26 protein-coding genes, 3 pseudogenes and 1 riboswitch are annotated in these 26,342 nt (G+C 35.5%); of the genes and pseudogenes, 8 read left to right on the forward strand and 21 right to left on the reverse strand.

Translation table 11 applies throughout. The features are described 5' to 3' along the window. Positions 1-42: 42 nt before the first annotated feature. The 9 genes and pseudogenes from KHA94_RS05575 to htpG all read right to left on the reverse strand — a co-directional run bounded on the left by KHA94_RS05575 (position 43) and on the right by htpG (position 8,579). Positions 43-1,191, reverse strand: coding sequence for an FAD-dependent monooxygenase (locus KHA94_RS05575; protein ID WP_213101091.1), 1,149 nt, complete (start codon positions 1,189-1,191; stop codon positions 43-45). A 65-nt stretch (positions 1,192-1,256) separates the two neighbouring features. Continuing rightward, a complete protein-coding gene (locus KHA94_RS05580) occupies positions 1,257-1,820 on the reverse strand; it encodes a hypothetical protein (protein WP_213101092.1) in 564 nt (187 codons plus the stop codon). A gap of 305 nt (positions 1,821-2,125) precedes the next feature. Next, positions 2,126-3,601, reverse strand: coding sequence for an MDR family MFS transporter (locus tag KHA94_RS05585; RefSeq protein WP_213101093.1), 1,476 nt, complete (start codon positions 3,599-3,601; stop codon positions 2,126-2,128). Positions 3,602-3,905: 304 nt separating this feature from the next. After that, positions 3,906-4,226, reverse strand: coding sequence for a GNAT family N-acetyltransferase (locus tag KHA94_RS05590; protein WP_338030707.1), 321 nt, complete (start codon positions 4,224-4,226; stop codon positions 3,906-3,908). Positions 4,227-4,408: 182 nt separating this feature from the next. After that, positions 4,409-4,864: a GNAT family N-acetyltransferase gene (locus KHA94_RS05595; protein ID WP_213101094.1), complete on the reverse strand. Its 456-nt coding sequence runs from the start codon at positions 4,862-4,864 to the stop codon at positions 4,409-4,411. A gap of 748 nt (positions 4,865-5,612) precedes the next feature. Then, positions 5,613-5,990 (reverse strand): annotated as a pseudogene (locus KHA94_RS05600) (ATP synthase beta subunit C-terminal domain-containing protein); the annotation flags it as partial. A gap of 35 nt (positions 5,991-6,025) precedes the next feature. Next, on the reverse strand, positions 6,026-6,250 hold the full coding sequence (locus tag KHA94_RS05605; RefSeq protein WP_213101316.1) for a hypothetical protein: 225 nt from the start codon (positions 6,248-6,250) through the stop codon (positions 6,026-6,028). A 135-nt stretch (positions 6,251-6,385) separates the two neighbouring features. Next, positions 6,386-6,478 (reverse strand): putative holin-like toxin, encoded by a 93-nt coding sequence (locus KHA94_RS25865; RefSeq protein ID WP_249365320.1) that lies wholly within the window; start codon positions 6,476-6,478, stop codon positions 6,386-6,388. Between the two features lie 220 nt (positions 6,479-6,698). Beyond that, positions 6,699-8,579, reverse strand: a complete 1,881-nt coding sequence (htpG, locus tag KHA94_RS05610) for a molecular chaperone HtpG (protein WP_213101095.1) — start codon at positions 8,577-8,579, stop codon at positions 6,699-6,701. A gap of 206 nt (positions 8,580-8,785) precedes the next feature. Between htpG and KHA94_RS05615 the strand changes: the two genes are divergently transcribed. After that, positions 8,786-9,499 (forward strand): NAD-dependent protein deacylase, encoded by a 714-nt coding sequence (locus tag KHA94_RS05615; RefSeq protein ID WP_213101096.1) that lies wholly within the window; start codon positions 8,786-8,788, stop codon positions 9,497-9,499. Between the two features lie 286 nt (positions 9,500-9,785). Beyond that, positions 9,786-10,235 carry an HXXEE domain-containing protein gene (locus tag KHA94_RS05620; protein WP_213101097.1) on the forward strand — a complete coding sequence of 150 codons (450 nt, stop codon included), beginning with the start codon at positions 9,786-9,788 and terminating at the stop codon, positions 10,233-10,235. A gap of 75 nt (positions 10,236-10,310) precedes the next feature. Here the strand turns inward: KHA94_RS05620 and corA are convergent, their stop codons facing one another. The 5 genes from corA to KHA94_RS05645 all read right to left on the reverse strand — a co-directional run bounded on the left by corA (position 10,311) and on the right by KHA94_RS05645 (position 14,922). Beyond that, positions 10,311-11,252, reverse strand: a complete 942-nt coding sequence (corA, locus tag KHA94_RS05625) for a magnesium/cobalt transporter CorA (protein WP_213101098.1) — start codon at positions 11,250-11,252, stop codon at positions 10,311-10,313. Positions 11,253-11,440: 188 nt separating this feature from the next. Then, a complete protein-coding gene (locus KHA94_RS05630; RefSeq protein ID WP_213101099.1) occupies positions 11,441-12,010 on the reverse strand; it encodes a nucleotidyltransferase family protein in 570 nt (189 codons plus the stop codon). 107 nt (positions 12,011-12,117) lie between these two features. Continuing rightward, positions 12,118-12,474, reverse strand: a complete 357-nt coding sequence (locus KHA94_RS05635; protein ID WP_213101100.1) for a cupin domain-containing protein — start codon at positions 12,472-12,474, stop codon at positions 12,118-12,120. Positions 12,475-12,520: 46 nt separating this feature from the next. Then, on the reverse strand, positions 12,521-13,702 hold the full coding sequence (locus KHA94_RS05640) for a DHH family phosphoesterase (RefSeq protein ID WP_213101101.1): 1,182 nt from the start codon (positions 13,700-13,702) through the stop codon (positions 12,521-12,523). Positions 13,703-13,857: 155 nt separating this feature from the next. After that, the gene (locus KHA94_RS05645; protein WP_213101102.1) at positions 13,858-14,922 is read right to left on the reverse strand and encodes an undecaprenyldiphospho-muramoylpentapeptide beta-N-acetylglucosaminyltransferase; all 1,065 of its coding nucleotides are present in this window, start codon (positions 14,920-14,922) and stop codon (positions 13,858-13,860) included. Between the two features lie 216 nt (positions 14,923-15,138). Between KHA94_RS05645 and KHA94_RS05650 the strand changes: the two genes are divergently transcribed. Continuing rightward, on the forward strand, positions 15,139-15,624 hold the full coding sequence (locus tag KHA94_RS05650) for a GNAT family N-acetyltransferase (protein ID WP_213101103.1): 486 nt from the start codon (positions 15,139-15,141) through the stop codon (positions 15,622-15,624). Positions 15,625-15,648: 24 nt separating this feature from the next. On the opposite strand, the gene KHA94_RS05655 is transcribed toward KHA94_RS05650, so the two are convergent. From KHA94_RS05655 to KHA94_RS05665, 3 genes are all read right to left on the reverse strand, one after another. Further along, entirely contained in the window at positions 15,649-15,963 is a 315-nt protein-coding gene (locus KHA94_RS05655; protein WP_213101104.1) for a DMT family transporter, read from the reverse strand. Beyond that, positions 15,960-16,304 (reverse strand): DMT family transporter, encoded by a 345-nt coding sequence (locus KHA94_RS05660; RefSeq protein WP_213101105.1) that lies wholly within the window; start codon positions 16,302-16,304, stop codon positions 15,960-15,962. The genes KHA94_RS05655 and KHA94_RS05660 overlap by 4 nt, the downstream gene beginning before the upstream one ends. Before the next feature lie 70 nt (positions 16,305-16,374). Next, positions 16,375-16,472: riboswitch (guanidine-I (ykkC/yxkD leader) on the reverse strand. Between the two features lie 169 nt (positions 16,473-16,641). Continuing rightward, the gene (locus KHA94_RS05665) at positions 16,642-17,118 is read right to left on the reverse strand and encodes a MarR family winged helix-turn-helix transcriptional regulator (protein WP_213101106.1); all 477 of its coding nucleotides are present in this window, start codon (positions 17,116-17,118) and stop codon (positions 16,642-16,644) included. A gap of 150 nt (positions 17,119-17,268) precedes the next feature. Between KHA94_RS05665 and KHA94_RS05670 the strand changes: the two genes are divergently transcribed. Next, positions 17,269-17,853, forward strand: coding sequence for a DUF3238 domain-containing protein (locus KHA94_RS05670; protein ID WP_213101107.1), 585 nt, complete (start codon positions 17,269-17,271; stop codon positions 17,851-17,853). Positions 17,854-18,007: 154 nt separating this feature from the next. Continuing rightward, positions 18,008-18,652, forward strand: a pseudogene (locus KHA94_RS05675) (DsbA family oxidoreductase). A gap of 32 nt (positions 18,653-18,684) precedes the next feature. Here the strand turns inward: KHA94_RS05675 and KHA94_RS05680 are convergent. Then, a pseudogene (locus tag KHA94_RS05680) lies at positions 18,685-18,845 on the reverse strand (transposase); the annotation flags it as partial. A gap of 294 nt (positions 18,846-19,139) precedes the next feature. Between KHA94_RS05680 and KHA94_RS05685 the strand changes: the two are divergent. After that, complete coding sequence (locus KHA94_RS05685) at positions 19,140-19,766, forward strand: FMN-dependent NADH-azoreductase (protein ID WP_213101108.1); 627 nt, start codon at positions 19,140-19,142, stop codon at positions 19,764-19,766. A gap of 303 nt (positions 19,767-20,069) precedes the next feature. Here KHA94_RS05685 and pdxT read toward each other — a convergent pair whose 3' ends face one another. Continuing rightward, entirely contained in the window at positions 20,070-20,657 is a 588-nt protein-coding gene (pdxT, locus tag KHA94_RS05690; protein ID WP_213101317.1) for a pyridoxal 5'-phosphate synthase glutaminase subunit PdxT, read from the reverse strand. Between the two features lies 1 nt (position 20,658). Beyond that, positions 20,659-21,546, reverse strand: coding sequence for a pyridoxal 5'-phosphate synthase lyase subunit PdxS (gene pdxS / locus KHA94_RS05695; RefSeq protein WP_213101109.1), 888 nt, complete (start codon positions 21,544-21,546; stop codon positions 20,659-20,661). 126 nt (positions 21,547-21,672) lie between these two features. Between pdxS and pdxR the strand changes: the two genes are divergently transcribed. After that, positions 21,673-23,070 (forward strand): MocR-like pyridoxine biosynthesis transcription factor PdxR, encoded by a 1,398-nt coding sequence (gene pdxR / locus KHA94_RS05700; RefSeq protein WP_213101110.1) that lies wholly within the window; start codon positions 21,673-21,675, stop codon positions 23,068-23,070. A 153-nt stretch (positions 23,071-23,223) separates the two neighbouring features. Here pdxR and KHA94_RS05705 read toward each other — a convergent pair whose 3' ends face one another. Beyond that, positions 23,224-24,459: a dicarboxylate/amino acid:cation symporter gene (locus tag KHA94_RS05705; RefSeq protein ID WP_213101111.1), complete on the reverse strand. Its 1,236-nt coding sequence runs from the start codon at positions 24,457-24,459 to the stop codon at positions 23,224-23,226. A gap of 306 nt (positions 24,460-24,765) precedes the next feature. Between KHA94_RS05705 and KHA94_RS05710 the strand changes: the two genes are divergently transcribed. Further along, on the forward strand, positions 24,766-26,334 hold the full coding sequence (locus KHA94_RS05710) for a GNAT family N-acetyltransferase (RefSeq protein ID WP_213101112.1): 1,569 nt from the start codon (positions 24,766-24,768) through the stop codon (positions 26,332-26,334). Positions 26,335-26,342 lie beyond the last annotated feature (8 nt).

Genomic DNA, 26,342 nt, shown 5'->3' on the forward strand with positions numbered 1-26,342 from the left:
TGCGGCAGGTGATCTAAATCATGACAAAATGGTCTTTTGTAATTAAAAATCCGTGTGAAAAACGGCTTCTAACTGATTTTCTTGAATTTTAGCTGGCAGTATTCTTATAACTAAGTTACGAATACGAATTTGAAGTCGATTTTCTAACTGTGCGGCTTTTCCTATTCGCCATGACAGATTGATAATCTTTTTTGTCTTTGGAATTCGCTGTTTTTCAAATTCACAAAAAGCATCTTGTATATTTTTGTACTTCTTTAAAACATTGCTCAGTATGATTGCATCTTCAATTGCTTGACTTGCTCCTTGACCGATATTAGGGGTAGTTGCGTGTGCAGCGTCACCTATTAGCAACATCTTATCGAAGGCAAATCGGCTTAACGGCTTCAGATCAATAATGTCATTCCATATAAGGTTTTCGTCAGGAGTCCATTTGAGTATCTCCGGTATAAGAGAATGATAATCATGAAATAGGTGATACAAATCAATCGTTTTAAAAGCCGAGAAATCTTTGTCTTGAAAAGGCGCGTTGACACATGCGAACCAATATATTTGATCGTTCGTTAGAGGAACAATGCCAAATCGACCCTTTGAACCCCATGTTTCAGTAAATTCTCCCGGTACATAATTTTTATTCGGAACTTTTACTACAGCACGCCAACATGTATAACCTGAATAACGTGGTTTTATGTCAGGAAGGCATTTTTTCCGTACGGCAGAATGAATGCCGTCAGCAGCAATAAGCGCGTCCCCCTCTACGCTTTTTCCATCTTCCAGATACACCGTAACACCAGTTTCATTTTGTTCAAAATTAATGATTTTTTTTCCATATTGAAGTGTTCCGGGTAGAAGTCGTTGAATGAGTACTTTCTGCAAATCCGCACGATGGATAGTAAAATAAGCAACTCCATATTTACGGTTTAAGCGATCAATGTCCATTTCACTTATCAAATTACCTTTTTGATCTAGGAATTTCGTACTTTTTATGAGGTTGCAGTTCATTTCCAAGTCATTTGTAATCCCCAAATGCGCAAGTCCTTTCCAAGCGTTAGCGCCAAGTCCCAGACCTGCACCAACCACTTTCAATTCTTTCATACGTTCAAGTACCTTGACATGATACCCTTCATTTTGCAATGCAATTGCTGTTGTCAATCCAGCAATCCCACCTCCTGATATAATAAAGTCATATTTCATTTTTGATTTTCACCTCTTTAACTTATAGTCCTATAGGCTTTCACACACATGGCACTCGAAGTAGATTATTGACTAATATACCTTTTTTCAATAGACTGTTTGTTTCTCATCCGATGCTGGAACGATAGAGTCGCCATAAATACAGTTACTCCCCACAAGAACAATCCACCATACGTTACCACATACACCCAACTTGCTAATCCTTCGTTGTATCCCTTTGGAAGCACTCCTAAAAATTGAAGAACTGTCAAGAAGCTAATTAGAACTGTCAACATTCCAACTGACCATCCTGGTATGATTAATAACCATTTTGGTAGTTTCTCCCCCCAGGAAGTCACGAGAGCTAAAGCAAATATAGATGCCAGTATCGCCAAGATAGCTGTGAAGTCTAATCCGATGGTATATAACGTATATAGAAAAGCCGGTCCTTCCTTTAATGTTTCACCAAACCCTGCTACGTTTTCTACAGCTTGTTTTGTTGTAATTCCTACCGTTGATCCCCATGCCCAAAGCGATTTTAAAATCGCATAAGGCAACAGTGCAAGAGCTGCAACATAGCCCCATCCTTTAGTCAAATATGTTTTATCGGCTATTTCTGGCCTCATATGTTTCTTATGATATAAGCTCAAAAAACATTCACCCTTCTCGTTTAAGTAATAAAGCCCTGCAAAATTGCTCCCGATCGTAAATAAGCTTAACCAGATATTTCTGGTTGACCTTTTAAACAAAATAGTGGTTACGAAGAGAACTTTAATAATTCCCCATTTTTTATAAAAATAAAATCACCTCAAATTCCAGTTTACTCAGCAAAAGGAAAATTGAGGTGACCTGTAGTTTAAATTTAGTTTAAAAAATGAGCGTTATCCTTGTTCAAGGATAACGCCCGATTACGGAAGATCAATTTATTAGATAGAAAGATCATCCATTTTACTTTTTAATGTCCTGCCATCATTGAGGCATTCGCTTCTTTTGTTTCATCATCTGGTGTATGTTCCGGCTGTTGTTTTGGTCTACTAAGGATTGTTCCTAGAAGTGCCCCTGCGAATGCAATCCCTGCAGCTAGAAGGAACGTGTCACCATAGGCAGAAACGGTAGCTTCAATTGGGTTAGTTATTTCTGTCATATGATCAGTAATTCTTGACGTTAGGAACCCAGTCATACCTGCTACTGCAAATGAAACCATTACTTGTTGGGCCGCAGTTGTTAATGGTGTGACGCGACTTACAAGATGTTTTGGAGCGGACTGAAGAACATGGGTATTAATCGCCATCATGGATAGTCCCATTCCTGCTCCCATCATTACTAAACATGCAATGATATATCCAGTAGTTGTATCCATAGAAATTCGTGAAAGCATAACAAGCGCTGCAGTAATAATAGACAAGCCTGTTATAGCTAATGGACGAGCACCTATTTTATCATATAAACGCCCTCCGATTGGCATCATAACACCTGATGCTAGAGCTTGTGGAAGTAGAATTAAACCAGTATCTAATGCACCGTAACCTCTTACTGTTTGTAAAAATAACGGGACAATAATCATAACCCCAAATAATGCGATTTGGGAAATCCATGCAATCACAATCCCTTTTCTAAAGTCAGAAGATCCAAAAACTCTCAGCTCTAATAAAGGCTGCTTTTGACGAAGTTCGACGATAATGAATAGAATGAGAGCAACTCCACCTACAATTAATCCGGTAAGAGTTTCCGTTGAAGTCCAGCTTTTGCCCCCTTCACTCACTCCATAGGCTAGCATTGCGAATGCGATAGGTGCTAATATAATTCCTAAATAATCAAGGGATGGAACGGTCTTTCGTTCAACTTCCGGTAAAAATTTCATTCCAACCAAAATTGCAATAATACCGATTGGCAAATTAATAAGGAAAATCCAATGCCAAGTAACGTATTCTACAAGATATCCTGCTAAAACAGGCCCTAGTGCCGGTGCTAATAGCATCGGAACCCCAAGTGTTCCCATTATAGCACCTATCTTATCAGGAGGTGCAAGTCGGAAAATAATGGCCATTCCTATTGGTGCTACCATTCCTCCCCCCAGCCCTTGAATAACCCGATAGAGGATAAGCTGTTCAGGGGTTTGTGCAACAGAGCATAGAACGGAACCAAGTGTAAACAAGGCGATTGTAATTAAAAATATCCTTTTTGCCCCAAATCGGTCTGTCATCCAACCAGCTAAAGGAATGACAGCTGATAATGCAAGTGTGTAACCTGTTATGGACCATTGCATAGTCGAAACATCAGAATTAAAATCTTCCACTATTCCAGGCAAGGCAACATTCATCGCCGTACTATCAAGAATTACCATTATCATACCAACAATGACAGCTAATAGCGGTCCTATGATGGTTTTAATGGAAAATGCTTCATTGTTATTTTCTGTTTTTACTGACATACGTACTCCTTCTCCTTTTCTAAAAAGGATGTTTATGATGTGTCTTTCAAAAAAAAGAGCTGCTTAAGTTTTTAGACTAAAACCAGAAAGTTATTTTAACACAAATTTTCGTGCAAAAAAAGTCAATTGATTCTTATATATTATAATTATTTTGGTGCAAGAATAGCAGAAAAATTACTAATTTTAACACAAAGTTAATGTAGCTTAGGGATATTCTTAATAATAAAAGATTCTTGTAAAGCTCTTATTTTTATAAGAGCTTTACAAGAATCTTAGAGACTTTTTTCCCTTATATTTTTTGGCTTTAGTAATCATTCATATCTAAACGATAAATAGGTTCTGGATGATGCCCTTCCTCAATCTCTCCGGTTGGCTTAAACCCTATTTTCTCGTATAAATGTATGGCAGCCTTATTATTATAAATAACGGACAAATATATTTCTTTACATGGATACATTTCAGCCATTTCGTCAATAACTGCCATTAATATCGGGAGCCCATAACCCTTTCTCTGGAATGCATGTCCAAGCATTAGGCTTATTAATTCGTATCTTTCTGTTTCCTTATTCAAACCTTGTGATGCAAAACCGATTAAGGTTTCTCCATCATAAATTGCCCTTGGTATGAAGCCATAAACTTGGCAAGCTGCTAGAAAAAAAGTATTGGAACCAACCTACCTCTCAAAGATTTGAATTCGCTTTTCCTGATCTAAGTCAGATTATATTTCAATGTGTTTCTATTTTTTCCCTTCTTTTGAGAAAAAAAGAACCCAGACAAAGGGTTCATCAAAAACTTTGTTTTATCATTCTAATAAAGATCCAACGATAACCGGACCATATAAACACATTGAATTCCATTTTCATAGATTAATTCATTATAGTGGCGTATAAAAAAATCCTTGTCTATCCACATCATTCGAAATCCGCATTTTTGATAAAGTGCGAGCTGGTCTATACTTGAATTGCCAGTTCCAACTTCAATCGTTTTATAGCCTTTTGACTTTGCTATGTCGATTGCAGCTAAAACCAATTTCTTGCCATAGCCTTTGCCCTGATGTTCCTTTGATACAGCCACATTGACTAGCTCAACAATTCCAGGCCGAATTGAAAGCAATACGAAAACTCCTTGAATGCTTCCATCCCACTCTGAAACATAGCATTCCCCCATATGAATGTAATCCTCGATCATTTCTATGGAAGGATCTGCTAATAATAACAAATCAATTGGAGGCTTTTCGTCAATAGCTAACATTCTTACTTTCATTTCTTACTCCTTTGAATAAAGTGAAACTTCCATCAGTGGGGGGTTCTTTCATCCCCCACTGATGGTTAGTTGAACCAATCACGCTCAAAACGCCACGTCCTGTGGCTTTCGCCTGACTAGGACGTAGTGTCCGTCGTCGGGCCTTTACGGGCAGTTGATCCCCCACTTAGGTTTCTTTGATTCTCTCGCAACCTTGTAGTGGGGGTCTTACTGCCCGTTAATCTGCGATAAATTATTTTTCTATCAACTGACCAATATAATTTATTTGTTCAATTTCTAAAGAATCAACTGCACCGTCTAGTATCTTTCTTACATCATCTGAAACTCCCACAGCTAAAGCAATGGGGTTCTTGAACGACTAGCTTGTTTCTTCTATACTCTCCCCCATTTTAATCCATCAAATAGGGTACAACATATAGACACTACAAAGCGTTTGCTCAAGACTTCCGCAGCCAAACACCTCAGTCAGCGGTGCTTATCGACTGCTGGGCTCGTTTCTAACCCAATATTTCTTTAAATTACAAAACTGATTATTTTGTTTTGTTTGTTTAATGTTATTCCTATTATATCAGATTTACAGAAAAAAGAACATATGTTTCTATATTAATCTTCAGATACTTGAAGTACCGCTAACAATTAGACTTTTTAGCGGCACTCCGTATCTGACCTCACTTTCATCCCACGTCTAAGACAGGCTATGCCCGGTGTGGGCTTTCTCGTTCGGGAAATTTGTAATGTTTCATGTAAACGGACTGATTTCCCCCTTCTTCCCTGTATACTCTTCTGCTACATAAAATGGCTGTGTTAAATAAGCTTCAAGTCTTTCTCCACGTTTAAAAGTTTGGATTTCTGATGCTGGGATTCGCTCCATGCCGCCTGCATTGACTAATGAACGAAGCTCCCGGTACCGGCGCAGAAGTTTTTGTGCGCGCTGTTGGATAGTGAGATGAGTTTGATCTAGATGAGCTCCTTCGAGTACAGAAGAAGTAGAGTAGATTGGGTTAACCGCTGGAAACTTATGTCTTGCTGTTAGATCCGCGTCAAATTGCCAAATCGTTTCAAGTGGTCCGTATGGAAGGTCTTCATCAACGGCTTCTCCTTTTAAATCAACTAAAAATGTTGTCATAGAAAAAGACCTCTCTGAAAGAAAGGCCACATCTATTATAACAATTTTTTCTTACTATGAGAGTCTTCAATCTGCATTTGTTCAAGTTCTATTCGCATTTTTTGTGTTTCAATTAAATAATTTTCGTGTTTTAGCTTCTCAAGTTCGAGTTGATCTTGAATCATTTTATGCTTCACTTTTGATTGTTTTTGAAAATGATCTGTCACAATTGCGATAATTGGAATTGAAAATATCATAATAACTGCGATCGTTCCTGTCATCATAACCCCCCATTTATAACATGTTAATGGATTTATTTTCCTATTTAATGATAACATAATTAATCAGCATTTGATTCTATTTATTAGAAAATCTTGAACACGATTTACAGAAAAAAACACGCCTTTTCAGCGTGTTCAAGAATTCTTATCCTTGTCTCTAAATTCTAGAACGGCGATTACCAACATACCAAAGCTAATCATTAAAGATAAAGCCTCAAACGTCTCCATCTAAACATCGCCTCCTTACCATTCAGCCTTCCCAAATCCAAACTTGTCCTATACAACAGAAAAAAATTTAGTTATTTGTACCTGACAGATGTATACCAATAATACGAACTAACAACTTTATAAATGAAATAAGAACCTATCCTATTGATAGGTTCTTACAATGATTAATATCCCTTTGCAGCTCCTGGAACTGCGAATCGTTTCTACACTCCCTTTACAATCAAACCATTACCTTACAAATATCGTTCGTAAATTCAACAGGGTCATTGATTGGCAACCCTTCAATTAATAACGCTTGATTATAGAGCAGATTTGTATATAATTTCAATTTCTCTTTATCATTAGTGTAAGCTGTTACTAATGATTGGAATACTTCATGATTATTATTTATTTCTAATACCTTGTCAGCTTTAATATTTTGATTATCTGGCATGGAATTTAGTACTTTTTCCATTTCAATCGAAATTTCCCCATCCGTAGCAAGACAAACTGGATGTGACTTTAATCTTTTTGAAAGCCTTACATCTTTAACTTTGTCTGCTAAAACATTTTTCATAAAGTCAAAAAGCTCTTTATTTTCGTTTTGTTCATTTTCGTCAGCATTTTGATTCTCATCTTCATCAATGCCTAGGTCTCCGCTTGAAACAGATTTGAATTCTTTTTCTTTATAATTCATTAGCATTCTAATGGCGAATTCATCGATATCATCAGTGAAATATAGTATTTCGTAGCCCTTTTCTGCTAATAATTCTGTTTGCGGCAGCTTTTCAATTCTTTCATTTGATTCACCAGAAGCATAGTAAATATACTTTTGATCCTCCGTCATTCTAGAAACATATTCATCTAGCGTGACCATCTTTTTCTCTTTTGAAGAATAGAACATGATTAAGTCCTGCAAAACTTCTTTATGAGTTCCGAAGTCATTATAAACTCCGAATTTTAACTGTCTTCCAAAGGAATTATAGAATTCTTCGTACTTCTCTCGTTCATTTTTCAGTACGCTTAACAATTCGCTTTTAATTTTTTTGTTCAAGTTTTTCTCAATCAACTTCAACTGACGATCATGCTGTAACATTTCTCTAGAAATGTTGAGAGATAAATCTTCAGAATCTACCATTCCTTTAACAAAGCTAAAGTAATCTGGCAGCAGGTCAGAGCATTTATTCATAATTAATACACCATTCGAATATAACTCAAGTCCCTTTTCAAATTCTTTTGAATAGTAATCAAACGGAATTTTCTCAGGGATATAAAGAATGGCATTGTATCTAATTGTCCCGTCTACACTAATGTGAATATGTTTTAACGGCTTGTCGAATCCATAGTGTTTTTCAGTATAAAACTTTTCATAATCCTCTGTCGTTAACTCATTTTTATTTTTTCTCCAAATCGGAACCATGCTATTAATAATTTGTTCTTCCGTATAGTCCTCTAATTCAGTTTCATTTCCTTCTTTCGGTCTTTTTCCGGTCATATCCATTTTAATTGGATAGCGGATAAAGTCAGAGTATTTCTTAATGATCGCTTTTAATCGATACTCCTCAAGGTACTCATCGAAATTATCTTCTTCTATATTCTCTTTAATTTTCAGGATGATTTCTGTACCAACCTGTTCTTTCTCAAAAGGTGTAATCGTGTATCCATCTGCACCTTCAGATTCCCATTTGTAAGCCTCTTTTTGTCCTAATGCTTTGCTAATTACTGTAACAACATCAGCTACCATAAATGCAGCATAGAATCCAACACCAAACTGGCCAATAATATCATGACCATCTTTTAGTTCATTTTCAGATTTAAAAGCTAATGAACCACTCTTGGCAATGATTCCAAGATTATTTTCAAGATCTTCTTTCGACATACCAATTCCGGTATCAATTATAGTTAATGTTCTGTTCGCTTTGTTAGGAATAACTTTTATGTAATAACTGTCTTTATTAAAAGTTAATGTATCATCTGTTAATGCTTTATAATAGATTTTATCAATAGCATCACTTGCATTTGAAATTAACTCTCTTAAAAAAACCTCTTTCTGCGAGTAAATAGAGTTAATCATCATTTCTAATAGCCTTTTCGATTCTGCTTGAAATTGCTTTTTTTCCAAAATAACCGCTCCTCTCCAAATTTAAAACTGGATGATTAGCACTCTTCCAATCAGAGTGCTAATCTTAATATTTTAATATCATATTGTTTGATTGGTTGTCAATCAAACAAAGCTGAAAATCGAATAAAATCGTGAATCTTCTTGTTAAATAAAAGTATATGTTAAAATAAATGAATAATATGATCGAATGAAAAGAGGATCAGTATATGTTATTACCAAAATGGCTAAATGAGTCGAAGTATACGGTTGTATTTACAGGTGCAGGCATGTCAACTGAAAGTGGTTTACCAGATTTTCGCTCTTCTAAACAAGGATTATGGAATAAAAAAGATCCTAGCAAAATTGCTAGTACAAGAGCATTGAATGATGATGTTGAAGAATTTATAGCCTTTTATCGGGAACGTGTTTTAGGAGTAAAGGAATGTCAGCCACATAAAGGGCATAATATTTTAGCTGAATGGGAAAAGACTGGCGTAATCAAATCAATTATTACACAAAATGTTGATGGATTCCATCAAGCAGCAGGAAATAAAAAAGTAGCAGAACTTCATGGCACATTGCAAAAGCTTCATTGCCAGTCTTGTTTAAAGGTATACAGCAGTGAAGAATATCTTAATCAAGCCTATTATTGTGAGTGCGGAGGAATACTTCGTCCTTCGATTGTGTTATTTGGGGAATCTTTACCTGAAGCGCCCTTCGAATTTGCCTTAAATGAAGCGAGAAAATCCGAACTTTTTATCGTATTAGGCTCCTCGCTAAGTGTTACACCGGCAAATCAGTTTCCACTTATCGCGAAAGAAAATGGCGCAAAATTAGTAATTGTAAATTGGGAACCAACTGATTTCGATATGTATGCAGATGAGGTCATTAATGGAAAAGAAATAGGGAGTCTTTTAGTAGAATTAAATAATGACTTATAAAAAACTGTCCTCAATTTTGTAGTGGGTGCAGACGTAAAAATCGATTTAATTTCTATGCAGATTTCTTTTTGATGTTAAAGTTTACATTTTCTTTCATATTATCATGAGTTTTTCTGCAAATTTCCTTTATTATCGATGTTATCTTTTCGTTTAAGGATTTGTTCTTTATAGCCTCTATAACAATATCTTGATTATGAATTTGTACAGAATGCCAGCTTTACCCAGCAATCATTAGCTTTGTACTGTTATTTATTGTGAGTAATAATAATTAGAATGGGTGAAGACTATGGAACAATGGATTGATGTTCAAACACTTATCTGGCTATTTCCAATTATATTTATCCTTCATGATTTTGAAGAAATTATTATGGTTGAAAAGTGGATGAAAAAAAATTCAGATGTCATTTATGAAAGATTACCGAGAAGAATGGCTAATCGAGTCATCAATCAATTTTCAATGACAACAGCACAATTTTCTGTTTCGGTATTGGTTATCTTTCTGTTTGTTAGTAGTTCTACTTTTATGGCAATTCAATATGTTAATCATGGTTCACTTGGCAACATTTATTTCTTTACTATTATTATTATCATTTTCCTTCTTCATGTATTTACTCATATTGGGCAGTCTATCTTATTTCGTTCACTTACTCCTGGTGTTATCACTTCCGTATTTATTGTTTTTCCTTATTGCATAGTAATGTTAAACTCATTATTCAAAAGTCAAGTTATAAATTAGTTTTTGAATACGATGCCTTTAGAATGTCTATTAACGATAATAATGATTCTATAATTGCAATATTTATTATATGTATTATTTAAACCATCCCATTCTCCATAAACTAATTAACAAGCCCGATCCAACTGTAAGCATTACTCCTAATACTCCAAAATAGCCCCACTGCCAGCTTAGCTCTGGCATATTTTCAAAGTTCATACCATAAATGCTTGCAATAAATGTAAGAGGAATAAAAATAGATGACATGACAGTCAATGTCTTCATAATATTATTCATTCGATCAGAATTTAGAGAAATATAGCTGTCTCGAAGATCATTTGTCAATTCACGGTTTGATTCAATCATCTCTGAAAGCTTAAGCAAATGATCATATATGTCCATAAAATAAGCTCTTTCATCTTTTGGAATAATCACCCGTTCAGAGTTTAAGATTCGATAAAGCAATTCTCGCATTGGTAAAATGGTTCGTCGTAATTTTAACAGCTGGCTCCTTATCCCAAAAACCTCTTCCATTAAATTCCGATTGGCATCTTTCATTTCTATTTCATTTAAATCATCTTCAATTTTATAAAGCGCTGGAAAATACTCATCGACTATCTTGTCCATTAATAAATAAAAAATGTGCAGGGCACCTTTTCTTTGTATCTTATTCTCCTCTTTTAATCTCTGTCGAACCATTACGATTTCAGGTGACGGGGATAAATGGAATGTAATGATAAAGTTTTTACCAACAAATACATCAACTTCTTCTGGGAAAAGTGTATTTTGGTTTAAAGAGTGTAATACAAAAAAATCATAACCCTCATAGTAATCCAATTTTGGTCGTTGCAGTAAATGCATACAATCCTCAATTGCTAAAGGATGAAAATTAAAATGTGTTTTTAGAACCATCATTTCTCCTTCATTAGGAGTTTCAAAGTCAATCCAAAACCATTTAATATTTGAATCATTTAGTCGGTCTAACACTATATCCTCTAAAAGCTTATGATCATTTGTAACAGCAAAAGTCCGAATCATGCTTTTCACATCCTCCTATATTAGGGTAGTTTTCCCTTAGATAAAAGCATCATACTTTTTTTATTTCCTAAGAATAATTATTTTACATAAAAAGGAAAAGTGTTCAAATCATGATGAGTATATTCATCAATCTTATTACTTTAGTCTTGAAAATTGATAGAAAAAAAGAAGGATAATCTCCTTCTTTTTTACAAGCTATTCATTTTTATCATTGGCCATATCGATTTCCATCTCTTTTTGAACATTCTATTTCTATATATTTCTATCAGATCTTGAGTTCCAACAAAATAAGGTGTTGGCTTTAATTCTAAATTGATCACATCAGCTATTCCATGAGGAGCTATTAGTATCACTTTGCCTTCCTCATTTAACTTTACACCTAAAGCGGTTGCGGTCTCTGGAAACTTAGAAATGGCATCAAAAGATGATGAATAAGGCGGAAAATTATTAACAACATGCATCCTTGCCTGGTTCTTCACTGACCAAGGAATATTTGGGATTAGCTCCCTTAGTTTTTCTTCAAGAATTTTCTCTTTCATTTCATCAATATTATCTTTATCAAAATAAATCACATCAATATCTGGAATTGGTGTTCTTTCTTCAAAACCATGCAATGTATCCCAAACTTTAGAACGAACAAAACCGGCACAGACCCAGTTATCTGATAATTCCAATGACTTTACAGCTTGTAAAATTTCGATCATCCATTGATCTTTTTCAATTAGCCGTATGATATCTAATTCACTTCTAATGATCATAACCCCATCCCGAACATATATTCTTATCATATCATTTCATATTTATTAGAAAAAGGGGGATTTTGACAAATTTACATTTCGGTGATCAAAATGAATGATATTAATATCTAATCTTTTTTCAACATAAAGGCAGATGGCGTAAGCTCTTCGGATTCAATAACAATTGCTGTTAGTCCCTTATCCGTTGTAGTTTCATGCCCTTCACCTTTTTCCCAAAATACGGCTTCACCTTTCTTTATCTTTACTTTTAATCCATCGTCGCTTCGAACCCACCCTTCTCCATTAACAACAAGGAGCAGTTGTGGGACAACGGCTTGATGGAAGCCAATTATTCCATTTGCATCTAAGTGCATGCAGCCAATTTGTGATGCTTTTTCTGTTTTAACGATTCTTGACATAATGAAATTAGAATTATAATGATCTATGTATTTACCAGATGATTTGTCAAATTGAAACAATTCCATTAAGATAGCCCCCTCCCTTTAAAGAAAAAAACGTTGATTATCTATTTTATTTATCCCTTTTCAATCCATCCATTAAAAAGCTAACAAATGTATCATCCCATGCAAGCCATGCCTCATCATTTCTCTTTAAGAACTTTTCCGCTTCCTCAAAGTTTGCAAAATCCCCATCCATTTTGATCCTATTTTTTTCGATCATCCATTCATGTTCATTGATAGAATAGACAAAAAAGATATCATCTTTTCGGTTTTTATAGAGTGAGCCGAACGAAGATCGTTTCAAGTTATACCGATTTTGCTTCGCATCTTCTCGCAGCGGTTCCAGGAGAAATGTACCTGCTACAAACTTCTTGTAAGCTTCCTCTGTTAATGAGCAGCCCGATGCTTTTGCATGACCGCCCCCTCCAAAATGGCCTGCTACTTCTGACAAATCAATATGATCATGAATTGTTCGAAATCCTACACGTTTTCCTCCCATATTTAAAATAACTATATAATCAAGATGCGGAAATTCTTTTCCCAGCTCATTTCCCAGCTCTGAATGATAGGATTCAGCATAAACAATGCCGGCAAAATGTGCACCTATTTTTGTCTGAACGACTTCCCTTCTTTTTCGTCGGATGTAGCGTTCGATTTTCGCATCTTCCATATCCAGTATTTTCATTTCAAAATCATCAAAATAAAAATGTGCGCTTGATATCAATCTGTCTATCATTTTTTCTTCAAATTCCTCAATCGATACTAGAAAAAACAAAGCATTTAGACGGTGTGCGTGATGATTGTTATTTTTCTCCCATTCCCATGTATCATATTGTCTTACGAGTTCAACAAACTCCGCTAAGGTGTCAGAAGGTCTAATTAATTGATGAGTTACAAGATGCTCATAAAAAAGGGAGGTTGCCGAGGTTAATTTTCCCTCCTCATCTTCAACAACAACATGTGCCCACCCATAATCATTAAAATGAATAGAAGTTTTATGATGATCAATCAACTGAACTTTACCATCAGCTTTAAAAAAAGCTTCTAATCTTTTTTCATTCTCTTCATTTACAGACAAATCTGTTATAAACAAATAGGTATCTTTTTGATCATTTTCTAAAAACCATTCTACTTCTCGGTTTAGACTTGATATGGAATTGTATCGGACTTTTACCTGATCTCCAAATGCAATCTTTGCTAAAATACCGCATCCAACTCCATCCAAGTCATTGTGTGATAACAATTTGTACATAAACTTCACCTCAAAAAGTAGTATGGATATTTAATGGGAAAATTATTGATTTAATTTTCTACATTTTAACATTTATTAAGTTGTTTTTTCCAAAACCACTCTATTTGAAATACAAATAAAATACGCTTCAATACAAGGAAGCGTCATCTATTACTTCATATTTGATTAATCTCCTTCACCAGCACTGTCAAGGCGTCCTCCATGCTAGAGTCTTTCATCTTCTTGATCATGTTTAATTTGTTTTGTTCGATAAAACCTAAGGCTTGGATGAGTGAGTGGCCAGTTAGATTTTCTTCTTCTAATGTTATTGCATATCCTTTTCCATTAAAGGATTTTGCATTTAATAGTTGATCCCCTCTGCTTTGTTTTTTTGTAAGCGGAATAATCAACATAGGAATTTGTAGAGCTAAAAATTCAAATATAGCATTGGACCCGCCTCTTGTTATGATTAAATTTGTAGCTGCTAATATATCTGGTAATTCTTCATGAATATATTCGAATTGTTTATAGTTATTTTTAGTAGAAAGGCCTTCATCTAAATGACCCTTTCCACATAAATGAACAATTTGATATTTTTTAGTTAACGCATCAATAGATAATCTAACTGTATCATTTATTTTTTTCGCTCCTAGACTTCCACCCATGATGGTTAAGATAGGACGTTCATCATTGAATCCGAGGTAAGCCTTCCCTTTAATGGATGAACCGTTAAAAATATCGCGTCTGATTGGGGAACCAATAGCGACTGCCTTTTTTTGAGGAAAAAATGCTACAGCCTCTTCAAACGAAGTAAAAATCTTTGTTGCAAAACGCTGAGATATTTTATTAGCAAGTCCTGGTGTCATATCACTTTCGTGGATGAAGATCGGAATCTTCAATGAACTTGCTGCCATGATAACAGGCACAGAAACAAATCCGCCTTTAGAAAATACTAGATCTGGCTTTAGCCTCTTTAAAATGGATCTGGCTTCCATAAAGCCAATTCCAACACGGAAAACATCCTTTACATTTTCAAAATCAAGATATCTCCTTAGCTTCCCGCTTGATATTTCATAATAAGGAATATTCATTTTTAATATCAATTCTTTTTCTATTCCGTTTTTTGACCCAATATATGAGATATTCCATTTCCTTTTATCAAGTTCATTCATAACGGCTATATTAGGGGTTACATGTCCTGCAGATCCCCCTCCAGTAAATATAATTGTTTTTTGTGGCATTTCATCACCTGCCTAAAAATTTCATTAGTATCATTATAGCTTTTTCTATAAAAGTATCACCAAGAAATAAAAAAATATTTTTTAAAAAATTTTAATATTAAGTATATAAATAGCTAATCCATTTTGTTAAAATTGGTAATTAAAAGAGGAAATTTATGATTTACTCTATTTTGGAAAGTGTTCACAGAAAAAATTATATCGAAAGGCTTATTGCATATGGACTTTTTCATTCGAAAGATGACGGTTGAGGATATTCCGCAAGTTCAGAAAGTAGCAAAAACAAGCTGGAATCATACATATGATGGAATTATTCCAAAGGATATACAAGAGAACTTTTTAAAATCCGCTTATAACGACGAAATGATGAAAAGAAGGATCGATCAGTCGTTTATATATGTTTCAGAAGTGGATGGATATATTGTTGGTTTTGCTAATTTCTCGCCTGTAAAAGAGGATGGACAAATGGAATTAGGGGCTATTTTTTTACTTCCAGAGTACCAAGGAAAAGGAATTGGTTCTGCCCTTTTACATGAAGGAATAAAACATGCAAAAGATGTAAGTCAGGTATTTATCAATGTTGAAAAAGACAATAAAATTGGCAAAGCTTTCTATGATGCTAAAGGTTTTAAGGTTCTTTCCGAATTCGAAGAAGATTTTGATGACCATTTACTAAATACAGTCAGAATGGTCTTAAAAGCATGAGCTCGCTTTGTCGCGAGCTCTTTGCTATGAAGTAAGCTTAAGGCCAACAGCCGCACCTAGCACCATTAAAATAAACACGACTCTTTTCCAATCCTTTGGCTCCCCGTATAAAACCATTCCTAATATAGCTCCACCTGATGCACCAATACCAGTCCAAATGGCATATGCTGTTCCCATTGGCAATTCTCTCATCGCAAGGGCAAGAAAAATAAAACTAGCTCCAAATCCAGAAAGCAGCATACAAAAAGATTGCCAATTACGATTTTTATGGAAGCTGTTGATCATCGTTACGCCAATCATTTCAAAAATACCTGCTAAAACAAGATAAACCCAACTCATGAAGCTTTCCCCTCCTCTGCCTTCATCTCTTCATCCTTTGTAACAAGCTTTAAACCAACGACTCCGCATAATAAAATTAACACAAGGATGATCTTAGACATTTTCAAAGGTTCTCCGAAAAAGAGTATTTCTGACAAGACAGTTCCAGCTGTTCCCATACCAACAAAAACAGCATAAACCGTTCCAACAGGAAGCTTCTTCCCAGCCATAATCATTAAATAAAAGCTTATAATAATGGAAACTATCGTCCCCGTCCAAGTCCATACATCATCTGCATGTTTCAATCCGATAACCCAAAATACTTCAAAGAATGCCGCAATAAAAACTTTAAGCCAATTCATTCGTTTTCACTCCCTTAAAAATAATATGTCCCAAAAAAATAAAAGCCCTTGAGATATCTGTTAAACAGTTATCTCCCAGGCTTTTATCCTTCCGTGACACAGTCAATACTGTGAGTTTTCTCTCGGACCAGTCCAGTAAAAAGCTGCGGAACCCTAGAAAACATTTTTCTATTAAATTAATTACTATTATATACATTGTTCAAATGTATGCAAGTAAAAACAATACATTTTACCTTTTTTTACAAATGCGACAGAAAAGTATCTTCTTTTATCATTTTGGGGATTATCTGTTTCCTAGGTTAATGGCTGTTGTTGATCACCTTTATAGACTCTATATTTACCAAACAGGTCTTATCCTCGATGATAATTTGCCTTCATTTGCTTCATAAACTAATTTTGTTAAATCCTCTTTGAGCATTTGCATTCGTTCAGTACCTATGTTTTCAATCCAACGTTGCTCAATCTCAGTTAGTATTTCATCTTTTACTTTCATTGCTAACCAGCCTCGTTCGGTCAAAACAATAATTTTCCCTCTCTTATCAGTGGGATGAGTTTGGCGCATTACATAACCACTTTTCTCAAGAAAATCCACGATTTTACTCACAGCTTGCTTTGTAATTCCTAAATATTCGGCTAGTTCTATACCAGTTGCTCCATCAGGGGTGATACATTTAAACATAAAACCATGTACAGGTCTAAGATCTCCAAATCCCAATTCACTCAATTTATCATGTAGCTCATTTATCGATGAACTAAAGGATAATGACAAAAGTGATGTAAGATCCAATTCACCAAATACTAGATGATTATCCATACATAAAACCTCCTTAAATAAAGTCAATTAAGTTGACTTTATTTAAATCTCTTTGTACTATACATAATATCATCAATCAAGTTGACTATTTTGTTTTTTTTTAAAAGAAATATGATTCATTAAAAAATCAATATACTATGGAGGTTCTATATGACTAACATTGTTAAAATTAGAGCGAGCGTATTTATTCCAATGTCTTGGACTGAACCTAAGAAAGATATTCAAACGGGAAACATAATCCAATTCGAAGGTGACTCACGTGAATTTACACCTTATGCGGTAAACGCTATGCGTTCTAGAGTGGAACAAGAAGTAGTTGTAGATTTTTACAAAAAAGACATTTTCTCATATGCGAATACGGGCATAACAACTGAAAGAATCACAACTCCTGATGGTTCCGTTAATAAAAGATCAGGAAAAGCTAGTACCGAAGGCATTTTGTGCACTGATGTTGTATGGGGGTCAGATGACGTCAAATTTCAAATGAGCGCAAGTGCTAGCAACCCATTAAATGTATATGCACCTCCTGTTGATTATCTTTTAACTGTATATGTTAAAAAAGATGGTACTGTCGATATTGAAGGTGCACATGATGGATTCCCTTGTTTTGAATTTTATAAACAAGTAAATTTTGGCCCGTTTGAAAAAATTCATACACATGATTTCAGAGAAACTGGTGATACTCCTGAAGCTCTAGCTGGAGAAATGGAGTATAGTTTTAAAAAATTATTGTAAATTCATTGTGGTGCCACATTGACATCGAACCAAGATAAAGTAAATTCTTCGCAGTAAGGATGTAGGTACAATTCAAATGTATATTCTATCGCCCTATTTGTAACTTTCGCAGTTACAAATAGGGCGATAGAAGGTAAAATGAGGGAACGTTTATATGACTATAAAAATTAAAGTTTATTCTGATTTTGTATGCGCATTTTGTTTTTTAGCAACAGGTACTTTGGATGAGGTTGTAAAGGAAAAAGATGTAGAAGTAGAATGGATGCCATTTGAATTGCGTCCTAGTCCATCTCCGAAAATTGATCCACGGACACAACCTCGTGTAATGGAAGCTTGGAATTCATTTATTTATCCTACTGCTAAGAAATTAGGATTATAAATAAAGTTACCACATTTTCGTTCGTATACGCACCTTGCGTTTGAAGGTTATCAATTTGCAATGGAACATGGAAAAGGAAATGAGTTTCACCATAGAGTGTTTATTGCACATTTCCAAGAGGAACAAAATATTGAAGACATCGAAGTGTTAACAAAATTAGCGGAAGAAGCGGGACTTTCTCAGGATGCATTTAAAGAAGCATTAGTATCACGAAAGTACCGAGAAATGCATCAAAAAGCGATAATACATGCCCATGAAGAAGCACAAATTATGGCTGTTCCAACGTTCATGATTGGCGACGAGATCATTCAAGGATTTACTAGCAAAGAAATATTAGCAAAGGCGATTGATCAAGAACTAGAAAAGAGTAAAGAGAATGAGTTAGCTGGACTTCAATGTAATGCAGATGGAGATTGTTAATGCTAGATTGGATTCGTGAAAAAATATAGATTTATAATTACCACACCTTTTCTTTCCCAGAGAGTTCGGAGTATTTCACAATGTCCTTTTTAATTTCCCCATAAATTACCTGTCTTCTATACTTCGGTGCAAATACAATGTGATCCTTACAATTCCAAGTTGTGTGTGCTAAACTATTAGTGTCTTTTGACATATAAACTCCTCCGTATGCTGATATTTTGGTTGGCGAACCGAAAATATATTAGCACCTCGGAAGAGTTTTTTTATACCACGCTGAAAGCTTTTTGGAACCCTAGGACAAGCCTAGGGTTTTCTTTACTATAAAACAAAAATAAAGTCAATTAAATTGACTTTATTAAAATTCTAATGTAATATGCATAATGTGGTCAATAAAGTTGACTATATTTTTTTGTTTTAAAAATGGGATACCCCTTTTTAATGAGTAAATATATAACACCATAAGAGCGAGCAACAGGAGGAATAGAGAATGACAACAGTTTTATTTGTAAAAGCAAACAACCGCCCAGCAGACCAAGCGGTTAGTGTGCAATTATATGATGCTTTTCTAGCAAGCTATAAAGAATCACATCCAAATGATACAGTGGTAGAGCTTGATTTATACAATGAAGAATTGCCATATGTAGGAGTAGATATGATTAACGGTACTTTTAAGGCTGGTAGAGGACTCGATTTAACAGAAAAGGAAGCAAAAGCAGTAGCTGTTGCTGATAAATATTTAGATCAATTCCTTGTAGCTGATAAAGTTGTATTTGGTTTCCCGTTATGGAACTTAACAATCCCAGCTGTATTACACACATATATTGATTATTTAAACCGCGCAGGCAAAACATTTAAATATACGCCGGAAGGTCCAGTAGGTCTTATCGGAAATAAGAAAATTGCATTATTAAATGCAAGTGGCGGTGTATATTCTAAAGGACCAGCAGCTGAAGTAGAAATGGCTGTTAAATATGTAGCTAGTATGATGGGCTTCTTCGGTGTAAAAGATTTAGAGAAAGTAGTAATTGAAGGTCACAACCAATTCCCGGATAAAGCAGAAGAAATTATTACCGTAGGCCTTGAAAAGGCTGTTAAAGTAGCAAGTACATTCTAATTAACTAAACACTTGTCACTCAATATGGCAGTACCAACACTTCTTTTTGTACGTAAAAGTAAGTATTGCGAACGAGATTTAGGATACTTTTTTCTAAAAGGGGTACCACCACGGAGGTACCCCTTTTACTTAAATACGAAAAATTTTTTCTTTAGGTTTCAATTTCTTGATGCCTGTTTTCATCCTATAAAAAATCCTCATATGATTATAATAGGAGGAACAAATTAATACAACCTTTATTCATTTGATACTATCAAATGAATAAAAACTAAAATCAGAAATGTGACATTGCTGTAATTTAGATTATACAGCTATCTGTTTATAATCTTCAATCATTTGGACGAATAACTTCAGGAACCGGGTATCAGCAGTCAATTCTGGATGAAAGGCACATACGAGAATATGATCCTGTTTTGCGGCAACAATCTTCTCTTCAAACTTTGCTAGTACCTCAACATTTTCTCCAGCTTTGTCAATATAAGGCGCACGAATAAAAACAGCTGTTATTGGTTTCTCGATCCCGTAGATATCAAGCTCGGCTTCAAAGCTATCACGCTGGCGACCAAATCCATTTCGCTTTACAGTAATATCAATGATATTAAGATGGGAATCCTCTGACCCAACTAGCTTATTAGCTGCTAACACCATGCCTGCACATGTACCGAAAATAGGTTTCTTGTTGTCGGAAAATTGTTTTAACGGCTCGAGAAAACCATATTGGTCTATGAGCTTTCTCATCGCAGTACTTTCTCCACCTGGTAAAATTAACCCGTCGATTTGTTCCAACTGTTCTGGTTTTTTAACAACGATTCCATGTAAGCCTATAGACTCTATTTGTTTTATGTGTTCTTCAACTGCACCTTGCAGTCCTAAAACTCCGATAGTAGTGATTTTACCAGCCACGGTCCTGCATCCTTTCTGCAGCAGCCAGTTTCGAAATTTCAATCCCTTTCATCGGATTACCCAATTCTTTGGATAGCTTCCCAATTAAATCATAATCATTAAAATACGTTGTAGCTTGTACAATCGCGCTTGCAAATTTTTCAGGGTTCTCAGATTTAAAAATACCAGATCCTACGAATACTCCATCTGCACCTAGTTCCATCATAAGAGCAGCATCCGCTGGTGTAGCAACTCCACCTGCCGCAAAGTTAACGACTGGAAGTTTTCCTTCTTTCTTAATTTGTTTTAATACTTCATAAGGGGCTCCAAGAATTTTGGCCTCTGTCATGATCTCATCATCACTCATAAGTGTTACTTTACGCACCTGTGCTTGAACCTTGCGCATATGGCGGACAGCCTCTACAATGTTTCCTGTGCCCGGTTCACCTTTCGTACGAAGCATTGCAGCCCCTTCCCCAATACGCCGAGCTGCTTCACCTAGATCACGGCAGCCGCAAACAAATGGAACAGTAAAATCACTTTTTAATAAATGAAACTCTTCATCTGCAGGAGTCAGCACTTCACTCTCATCAATATAATCTACTCCCATAGCCTCTAAAACTCGCGCTTCAACAATATGACCAATACGTGCTTTTGCCATAACTGGAATGGATACTGCGTTTAATACTTCTTCAACAATTCGCGGATCTGCCATTCTTGCTACTCCGCCTGCAGCACGGATATCGGATGGTACTCTTTCTAATGCCATAACGGCAACAGCACCTGCTGCCTCTGCGATTTTTGCTTGCTCTGCATTAATGACATCCATAATGACGCCGCCCTTTTGCATATGCGCCATTCCTCTTTTAACAGTTTCAGTACCTAATATTTTTTCCATGTTATCCACTCCATTTCTTTTTACTTATTGTAAATTTCTAATATACTATTTAATATAAAAATTAAGTGACTGTAATAAAAGGGTCAGTTTTTTATAAAACAATAGGGTCAGTTCAAGGAGATTACTATGGATATGTTATCGTGTCATCTAAATCGTTCAATTGATATACCTTTATATGAACAATTATATTTATTTATTAAGAAAGAAATTACTGAAGGTCGCATAGAATATGGTTCAAAACTTCCCTCAAAGCGTAAATTAGCGGAGTTTCTCAAAATTAGTCAAAATACAGTTGAAACTGCCTACGATCAATTGACAGCTGAAGGCTATGTTGAGGTATTGCCGCGAAAAGGCTATTATGTGATGGCTCATGAGGATTTAGCCTATGTCCAAACGTTTAAACCGATTCTGGACATTAGTAATGAAAATAGTACGGAATATAAATATCATTTTCATCCAAGCTGGATCGATACAGCAAATTTCCCATTTGATAAATGGAGAAAATTTGCTAAAGATACAATAGATAAGCAGCATCATTCCCTGCTATTACTTGGAGAGTCACAAGGAGAATTTGAGCTTCGCCGGGAGATCGCCCATTATTTATACCATGCCAGAGGTGTGCAATGTTCACCAGAGGAAATTATCATCGGAGCCGGTATTGAAATATTATTACAGCAGCTTGTTCTCTTATTCGGTGAAAAAACAGTTTATGGTGTTGAAGACCCAGGATACCATTTAATTCTGCGAATTCTCAAAAGCTATCCGAATGAAGTTTTTCCTCTTGAAGTAGATGATGAAGGAGTAAAAGTAAAGCCTTTAGAAAGCTCAAAAATTAATGTAGTTTATGTAACACCATCACATCACTTTCCATATAAGACAGTACTCTCTGTCAACCGACGAACAAAGTTATTAAAGTGGTCAGCTGAAGCGGATAATCGATATATTATTGAAGATGATTATGATAGTGAATTTCGATATAGCGGTAAATCCATTCCTTCCCTACAAAGTATGGATCATGGTGAAAAAGTCATTTATCTTGGATCCTTCTCAAAATCCTTGATTCCATCGCTTCGAATTAGCTATATGGTATTGCCAAAACGATTGCTGCAGCTCTACAAGAAAGAGTTAAATTTTTATCATTCCTCCGTTTCGAGAATTGATCAGCATATTTTAACACAGTTTATGAGAGAGGGAGATTTTGAAAAGCATCTAAACAGAATGCGAAAAGTCTATCGGCGCAAGCTTGATAACATCATTGGACTGTTAAAGCCTTATCATGAAGTGTTAACTATAATTGGAGAGCATTCTGGTCTTCATATCGTCCTTATCGTAAATAATGGCATGGACGAACAAGAACTCGTCCAAAAAGCGGCCGACGCTAGCATAAAGGTTTATCCACTCTCCTATTATTCACTGGAGAAAAATTACGAAAATCCTCCCAAAATCATTCTCGGTTTTGCAGGAATTCCAGAGGATGAATTAGAAAATGCAATAGAATTATTGTTGAAAATCTGGGGTATTTAGTAATTACTGAACCTCCTAACTTGGGTAAAAAACCCCTTTAAATGAACACTTCAGTGAATATTTATTGGGGTTTTTAAAGAAAATTAATTCATGACTGCTGAAAAGGTATCCCCTACTTAATCCAACAACTTCCGTATATACCTATGCATCAACTTATACATTTACGATCTCTGAATCCCCTGTTTTTATCGTATCCTCTGACCTTGAAATAATTACGGCACAAACTGCATCCCCAGTAATATTAATGGATGTTCTGCACATGTCAATAAGGCGATCGACTCCAAGTACTAATGCAATTGCTTCAACAGGCAGATTGACTGACGTTAACACCATAGAAAGCATGATTATTCCAGCACCAGGAACTCCCGCAGTGCCAACACTCGCTAGTGTTGCAGTTAATACAACTGTCAGCAATTGGCTCATACTTAAATTTTGGCCATAAACTTGAGCGATAAAGATTGTAGCTACCCCCTGCATGATAGCAGTACCATCCATATTAATTGTTGCACCTAATGGTTGTACAAAACTGCTGACTGTTTTAGAGACTCCGAGATTGTTTTGGGCTGCCTTCATGGAAATTGGTAGTGTTGCACTGCTGCTAGACGTGCTAAATGCAACAACCATTGCAGGAGAAAAACCCTTTAAAAACTTAATTGGATTCATTTTTCCTAGGAATGATAAAGCAGAACCGTAAACTATGATAAGATGCAGCAGCAAGACAAAAAGGACAACAAACATATATTTTCCCATTGCGATTACAGCATCTAAGCCCTGTCCGCCAATGGCAGTAGCAATTAAAGCAAACGCACCATAAGGAGCAAATTTCATGATTACATTTACTAAATACATTAGTACTTCATTGGCTTGTTCAACTAAGCGGACTATTCCTTGAACCTTATCACCTAGGCGTGCTAAACCAAATCCGATAAAAATTGAAAAGACAATAATTTGCAGCATTGATTCTTGAACCATTGCATTGAATGGATTTGTCGGAATAATATTAAGTAATGTCTCAATAACAGGTGGTGCTTCCTTTTCTTCATATTCCGCCCCTTCTAGCTGAAAATCTCCCGCTCCTGGCTGAAATAGCATTCCTATAGCTAAAGCCAAAATAATGGCGATAGCAGTCGTCACCAGGAAGAATGCAATCGTTTTTCCGCCAATTCTTCCGAGCTTTCTTGGGTCACTTATTCCTGCACTTCCTAATATTAATGAAACGATTACAATTGGAACAACAAGCATCTTTATTAAATTTATAAATATTTTACCAAGAGGAATTAATACATAATTTGAAGCTGAGTCAAAAAACCCAGGTATTGCTAGGTTAAATAACAAGCCAGCAATAATACCTAAGCTCATTCCAATCAATATTTTCTTAGTTAACGACATTTCCTTCCTCCTTTTAACAGAATATACAGATTATTATAAATTTTGCATATTTTAAGTTCAATAAGTCTTATGTAACATATTTCTAAAATAAGACTTAATTCATATAGAAAAAGTATGAGTTTTTTACAACAATGGAAACAAAATACCTGAATGAATTGATTACTATTCTCTTTTTTCCTTGTATTCAATTCCTATTTACCAAATTTAGGAGAAAAATATTTCTTTCAATCTAAAATTATGCGAAAATAGAATCTAGTCAGATTGCATAAAATGAAGAAAGAGCATTAACAAGGAGAGGTATTCCACATGTATTGGTGTAAAGTTGCACGCACAGAAAAGGAATTTACGGAAATAGCAAAACTAAATTACGAAACGTTTGTCGAGGAGATTCCACAGCATGAGTCGGATGTGAATGGCATTCGTGTGGACCCTTTTCATTACGAGAATAAATATATTATTGTTCTTAAAGATCAAGAGCTTGCAGGGATGATTGCCATACGTGATCAACGCCCCTTTTCGTTAGATAAAAAGGTCGGTCCTGTTGAAGAGTTACTTCCAGAAGATGCTTTGAACGGTAAGCTATGTGAAATTAGACTACTTGCTGTAAGAAAAGAGCATCGAAATGGACGTGTTTTTTTCATGCTTGTTGGTGCGCTTTCTGATTATGCTTATAGGAAAGGATACAGTGCCGCAGTTATTTCTGGGACAGTTCGTGAACTAAAGCTATATAAACAAATGGGTTTTGAGACATTTGCAGATCCCGTTGGCTCAGACGATGCTCAATTTATCCCAATGGCATTGACAAGGAAGTTGTATGAACAATCCGTTGGAGCCAGGCTTAAACAAAAGAGATACTCCTTTTATCCAGGGCCTGTACAATTAACAGATGAGATTCAATCTTCCCTTACGAATGGGCCTGTTTCACACCGATCCTATGATTTTACAGTAACAATGGAAAAAGTAAAGGATCGTTTAAAGGATATGAGTAATGCAAAATATATTCATTTATTGGCTGGCAGCGGAACTTTAGCAAATGAAGCAATGATCGCTCAGCTAAAAAGGCTTTCAGGAAAAGGATTAATTCTTACAAATGGGACATTTGGAGAACGATTACTTAATCAAGCAAAGAGATGGGGGCTCACATTTGATTGTATGAATCTCGAATGGGGGCAACCTTATGATGAGGTTCTGTTATCTAGTAAGCTTGCAGAAGAAACATATGAATGGCTATTAATGGCCCATGGTGAAACATCAACTGGTATGCTAAATAATTTGGATATGGTGCAAAACCTTTGTAACACACATCAAGTTAAGCTCTGTCTCGATTGTGTGAGCTCATTTGGCTCGCTGCCTTTTTCACTATCCGATGTCTATTTAGCAACCGGAGTGAGTGGAAAAGCAATTGGGACAATGAGTGGACTATCGATTGTATTTTCAAACCATGAAATTACCGTAGATCCAACCTTGCCTTCTTACCTAGATTTAGGCTTGTATGCGAATGGGAAGATTCCCTTTACATACTCATCCCAGTTATTGAACAGCTTTGGTACAGCTTTAAATGCCTATAAGGATAATAATCGCTATACTTTATTGAAAAACCGTTTTGAACAACTTCTCAACTCGGAAAGAAATAAAGAATTGTCATTTTTAACACCTTACGGATATCCCATGATTGTCACATTAAAGGGTGAAGAAAGCTGTCCAAATATGGCAGAGGATGCAGCACTATCTGGTTTTGATTTACATTATAAAAGTGCCTATTTAGTGGAAAAAAGCTGGGTGCAGCTATCAATCATTCAACCAGACTTTGAAGCAGCATGGAAAAAGTTTCGTAAGTGGCTTCTAAATTATAAAATATACCAAACAATGGAATGAGATGAAGG

This window comes from Cytobacillus citreus, from assembly GCF_018343665.1.
Classification (GTDB): Bacteria; Bacillota; Bacilli; order Bacillales; family Cytobacillaceae; genus Cytobacillus; species Cytobacillus citreus.

Coding starts and splice junctions, on each gene's coding strand:
- KHA94_RS05575 (WP_213101091.1), bottom strand. CDS start 1,191: ATGAAATATGACTTTATTATATCAGGAGGTGGGATTGCTGGATTGACA.
- KHA94_RS05585 (WP_213101093.1), bottom strand. CDS start 3,601: ATGTCAGTAAAAACAGAAAATAACAATGAAGCATTTTCCATTAAAACC.
- KHA94_RS05595 (WP_213101094.1), bottom strand. CDS start 4,864: ATGAAAGTAAGAATGTTAGCTATTGACGAAAAGCCTCCAATTGATTTG.
- KHA94_RS05605 (WP_213101316.1), bottom strand. CDS start 6,250: ATGACAGGAACGATCGCAGTTATTATGATATTTTCAATTCCAATTATC.
- KHA94_RS25865 (WP_249365320.1), bottom strand. CDS start 6,478: ATGGAGACGTTTGAGGCTTTATCTTTAATGATTAGCTTTGGTATGTTG.
- KHA94_RS05615 (WP_213101096.1), top strand. CDS start 8,786: ATGTTATTACCAAAATGGCTAAATGAGTCGAAGTATACGGTTGTATTT.
- KHA94_RS05620 (WP_213101097.1), top strand. CDS start 9,786: ATGGAACAATGGATTGATGTTCAAACACTTATCTGGCTATTTCCAATT.
- corA (WP_213101098.1), bottom strand. CDS start 11,252: ATGATTCGGACTTTTGCTGTTACAAATGATCATAAGCTTTTAGAGGAT.
- KHA94_RS05630 (WP_213101099.1), bottom strand. CDS start 12,010: ATGATCATTAGAAGTGAATTAGATATCATACGGCTAATTGAAAAAGAT.
- KHA94_RS05635 (WP_213101100.1), bottom strand. CDS start 12,474: ATGGAATTGTTTCAATTTGACAAATCATCTGGTAAATACATAGATCAT.
- KHA94_RS05640 (WP_213101101.1), bottom strand. CDS start 13,702: ATGTACAAATTGTTATCACACAATGACTTGGATGGAGTTGGATGCGGT.
- KHA94_RS05645 (WP_213101102.1), bottom strand. CDS start 14,922: ATGCCACAAAAAACAATTATATTTACTGGAGGGGGATCTGCAGGACAT.
- KHA94_RS05650 (WP_213101103.1), top strand. CDS start 15,139: ATGGACTTTTTCATTCGAAAGATGACGGTTGAGGATATTCCGCAAGTT.
- KHA94_RS05655 (WP_213101104.1), bottom strand. CDS start 15,963: ATGAGTTGGGTTTATCTTGTTTTAGCAGGTATTTTTGAAATGATTGGC.
- KHA94_RS05660 (WP_213101105.1), bottom strand. CDS start 16,304: ATGAATTGGCTTAAAGTTTTTATTGCGGCATTCTTTGAAGTATTTTGG.
- KHA94_RS05665 (WP_213101106.1), bottom strand. CDS start 17,118: ATGGATAATCATCTAGTATTTGGTGAATTGGATCTTACATCACTTTTG.
- KHA94_RS05670 (WP_213101107.1), top strand. CDS start 17,269: ATGACTAACATTGTTAAAATTAGAGCGAGCGTATTTATTCCAATGTCT.
- KHA94_RS05685 (WP_213101108.1), top strand. CDS start 19,140: ATGACAACAGTTTTATTTGTAAAAGCAAACAACCGCCCAGCAGACCAA.
- pdxS (WP_213101109.1), bottom strand. CDS start 21,546: ATGGAAAAAATATTAGGTACTGAAACTGTTAAAAGAGGAATGGCGCAT.
- pdxR (WP_213101110.1), top strand. CDS start 21,673: ATGGATATGTTATCGTGTCATCTAAATCGTTCAATTGATATACCTTTA.
- KHA94_RS05705 (WP_213101111.1), bottom strand. CDS start 24,459: ATGTCGTTAACTAAGAAAATATTGATTGGAATGAGCTTAGGTATTATT.
- KHA94_RS05710 (WP_213101112.1), top strand. CDS start 24,766: ATGTATTGGTGTAAAGTTGCACGCACAGAAAAGGAATTTACGGAAATA.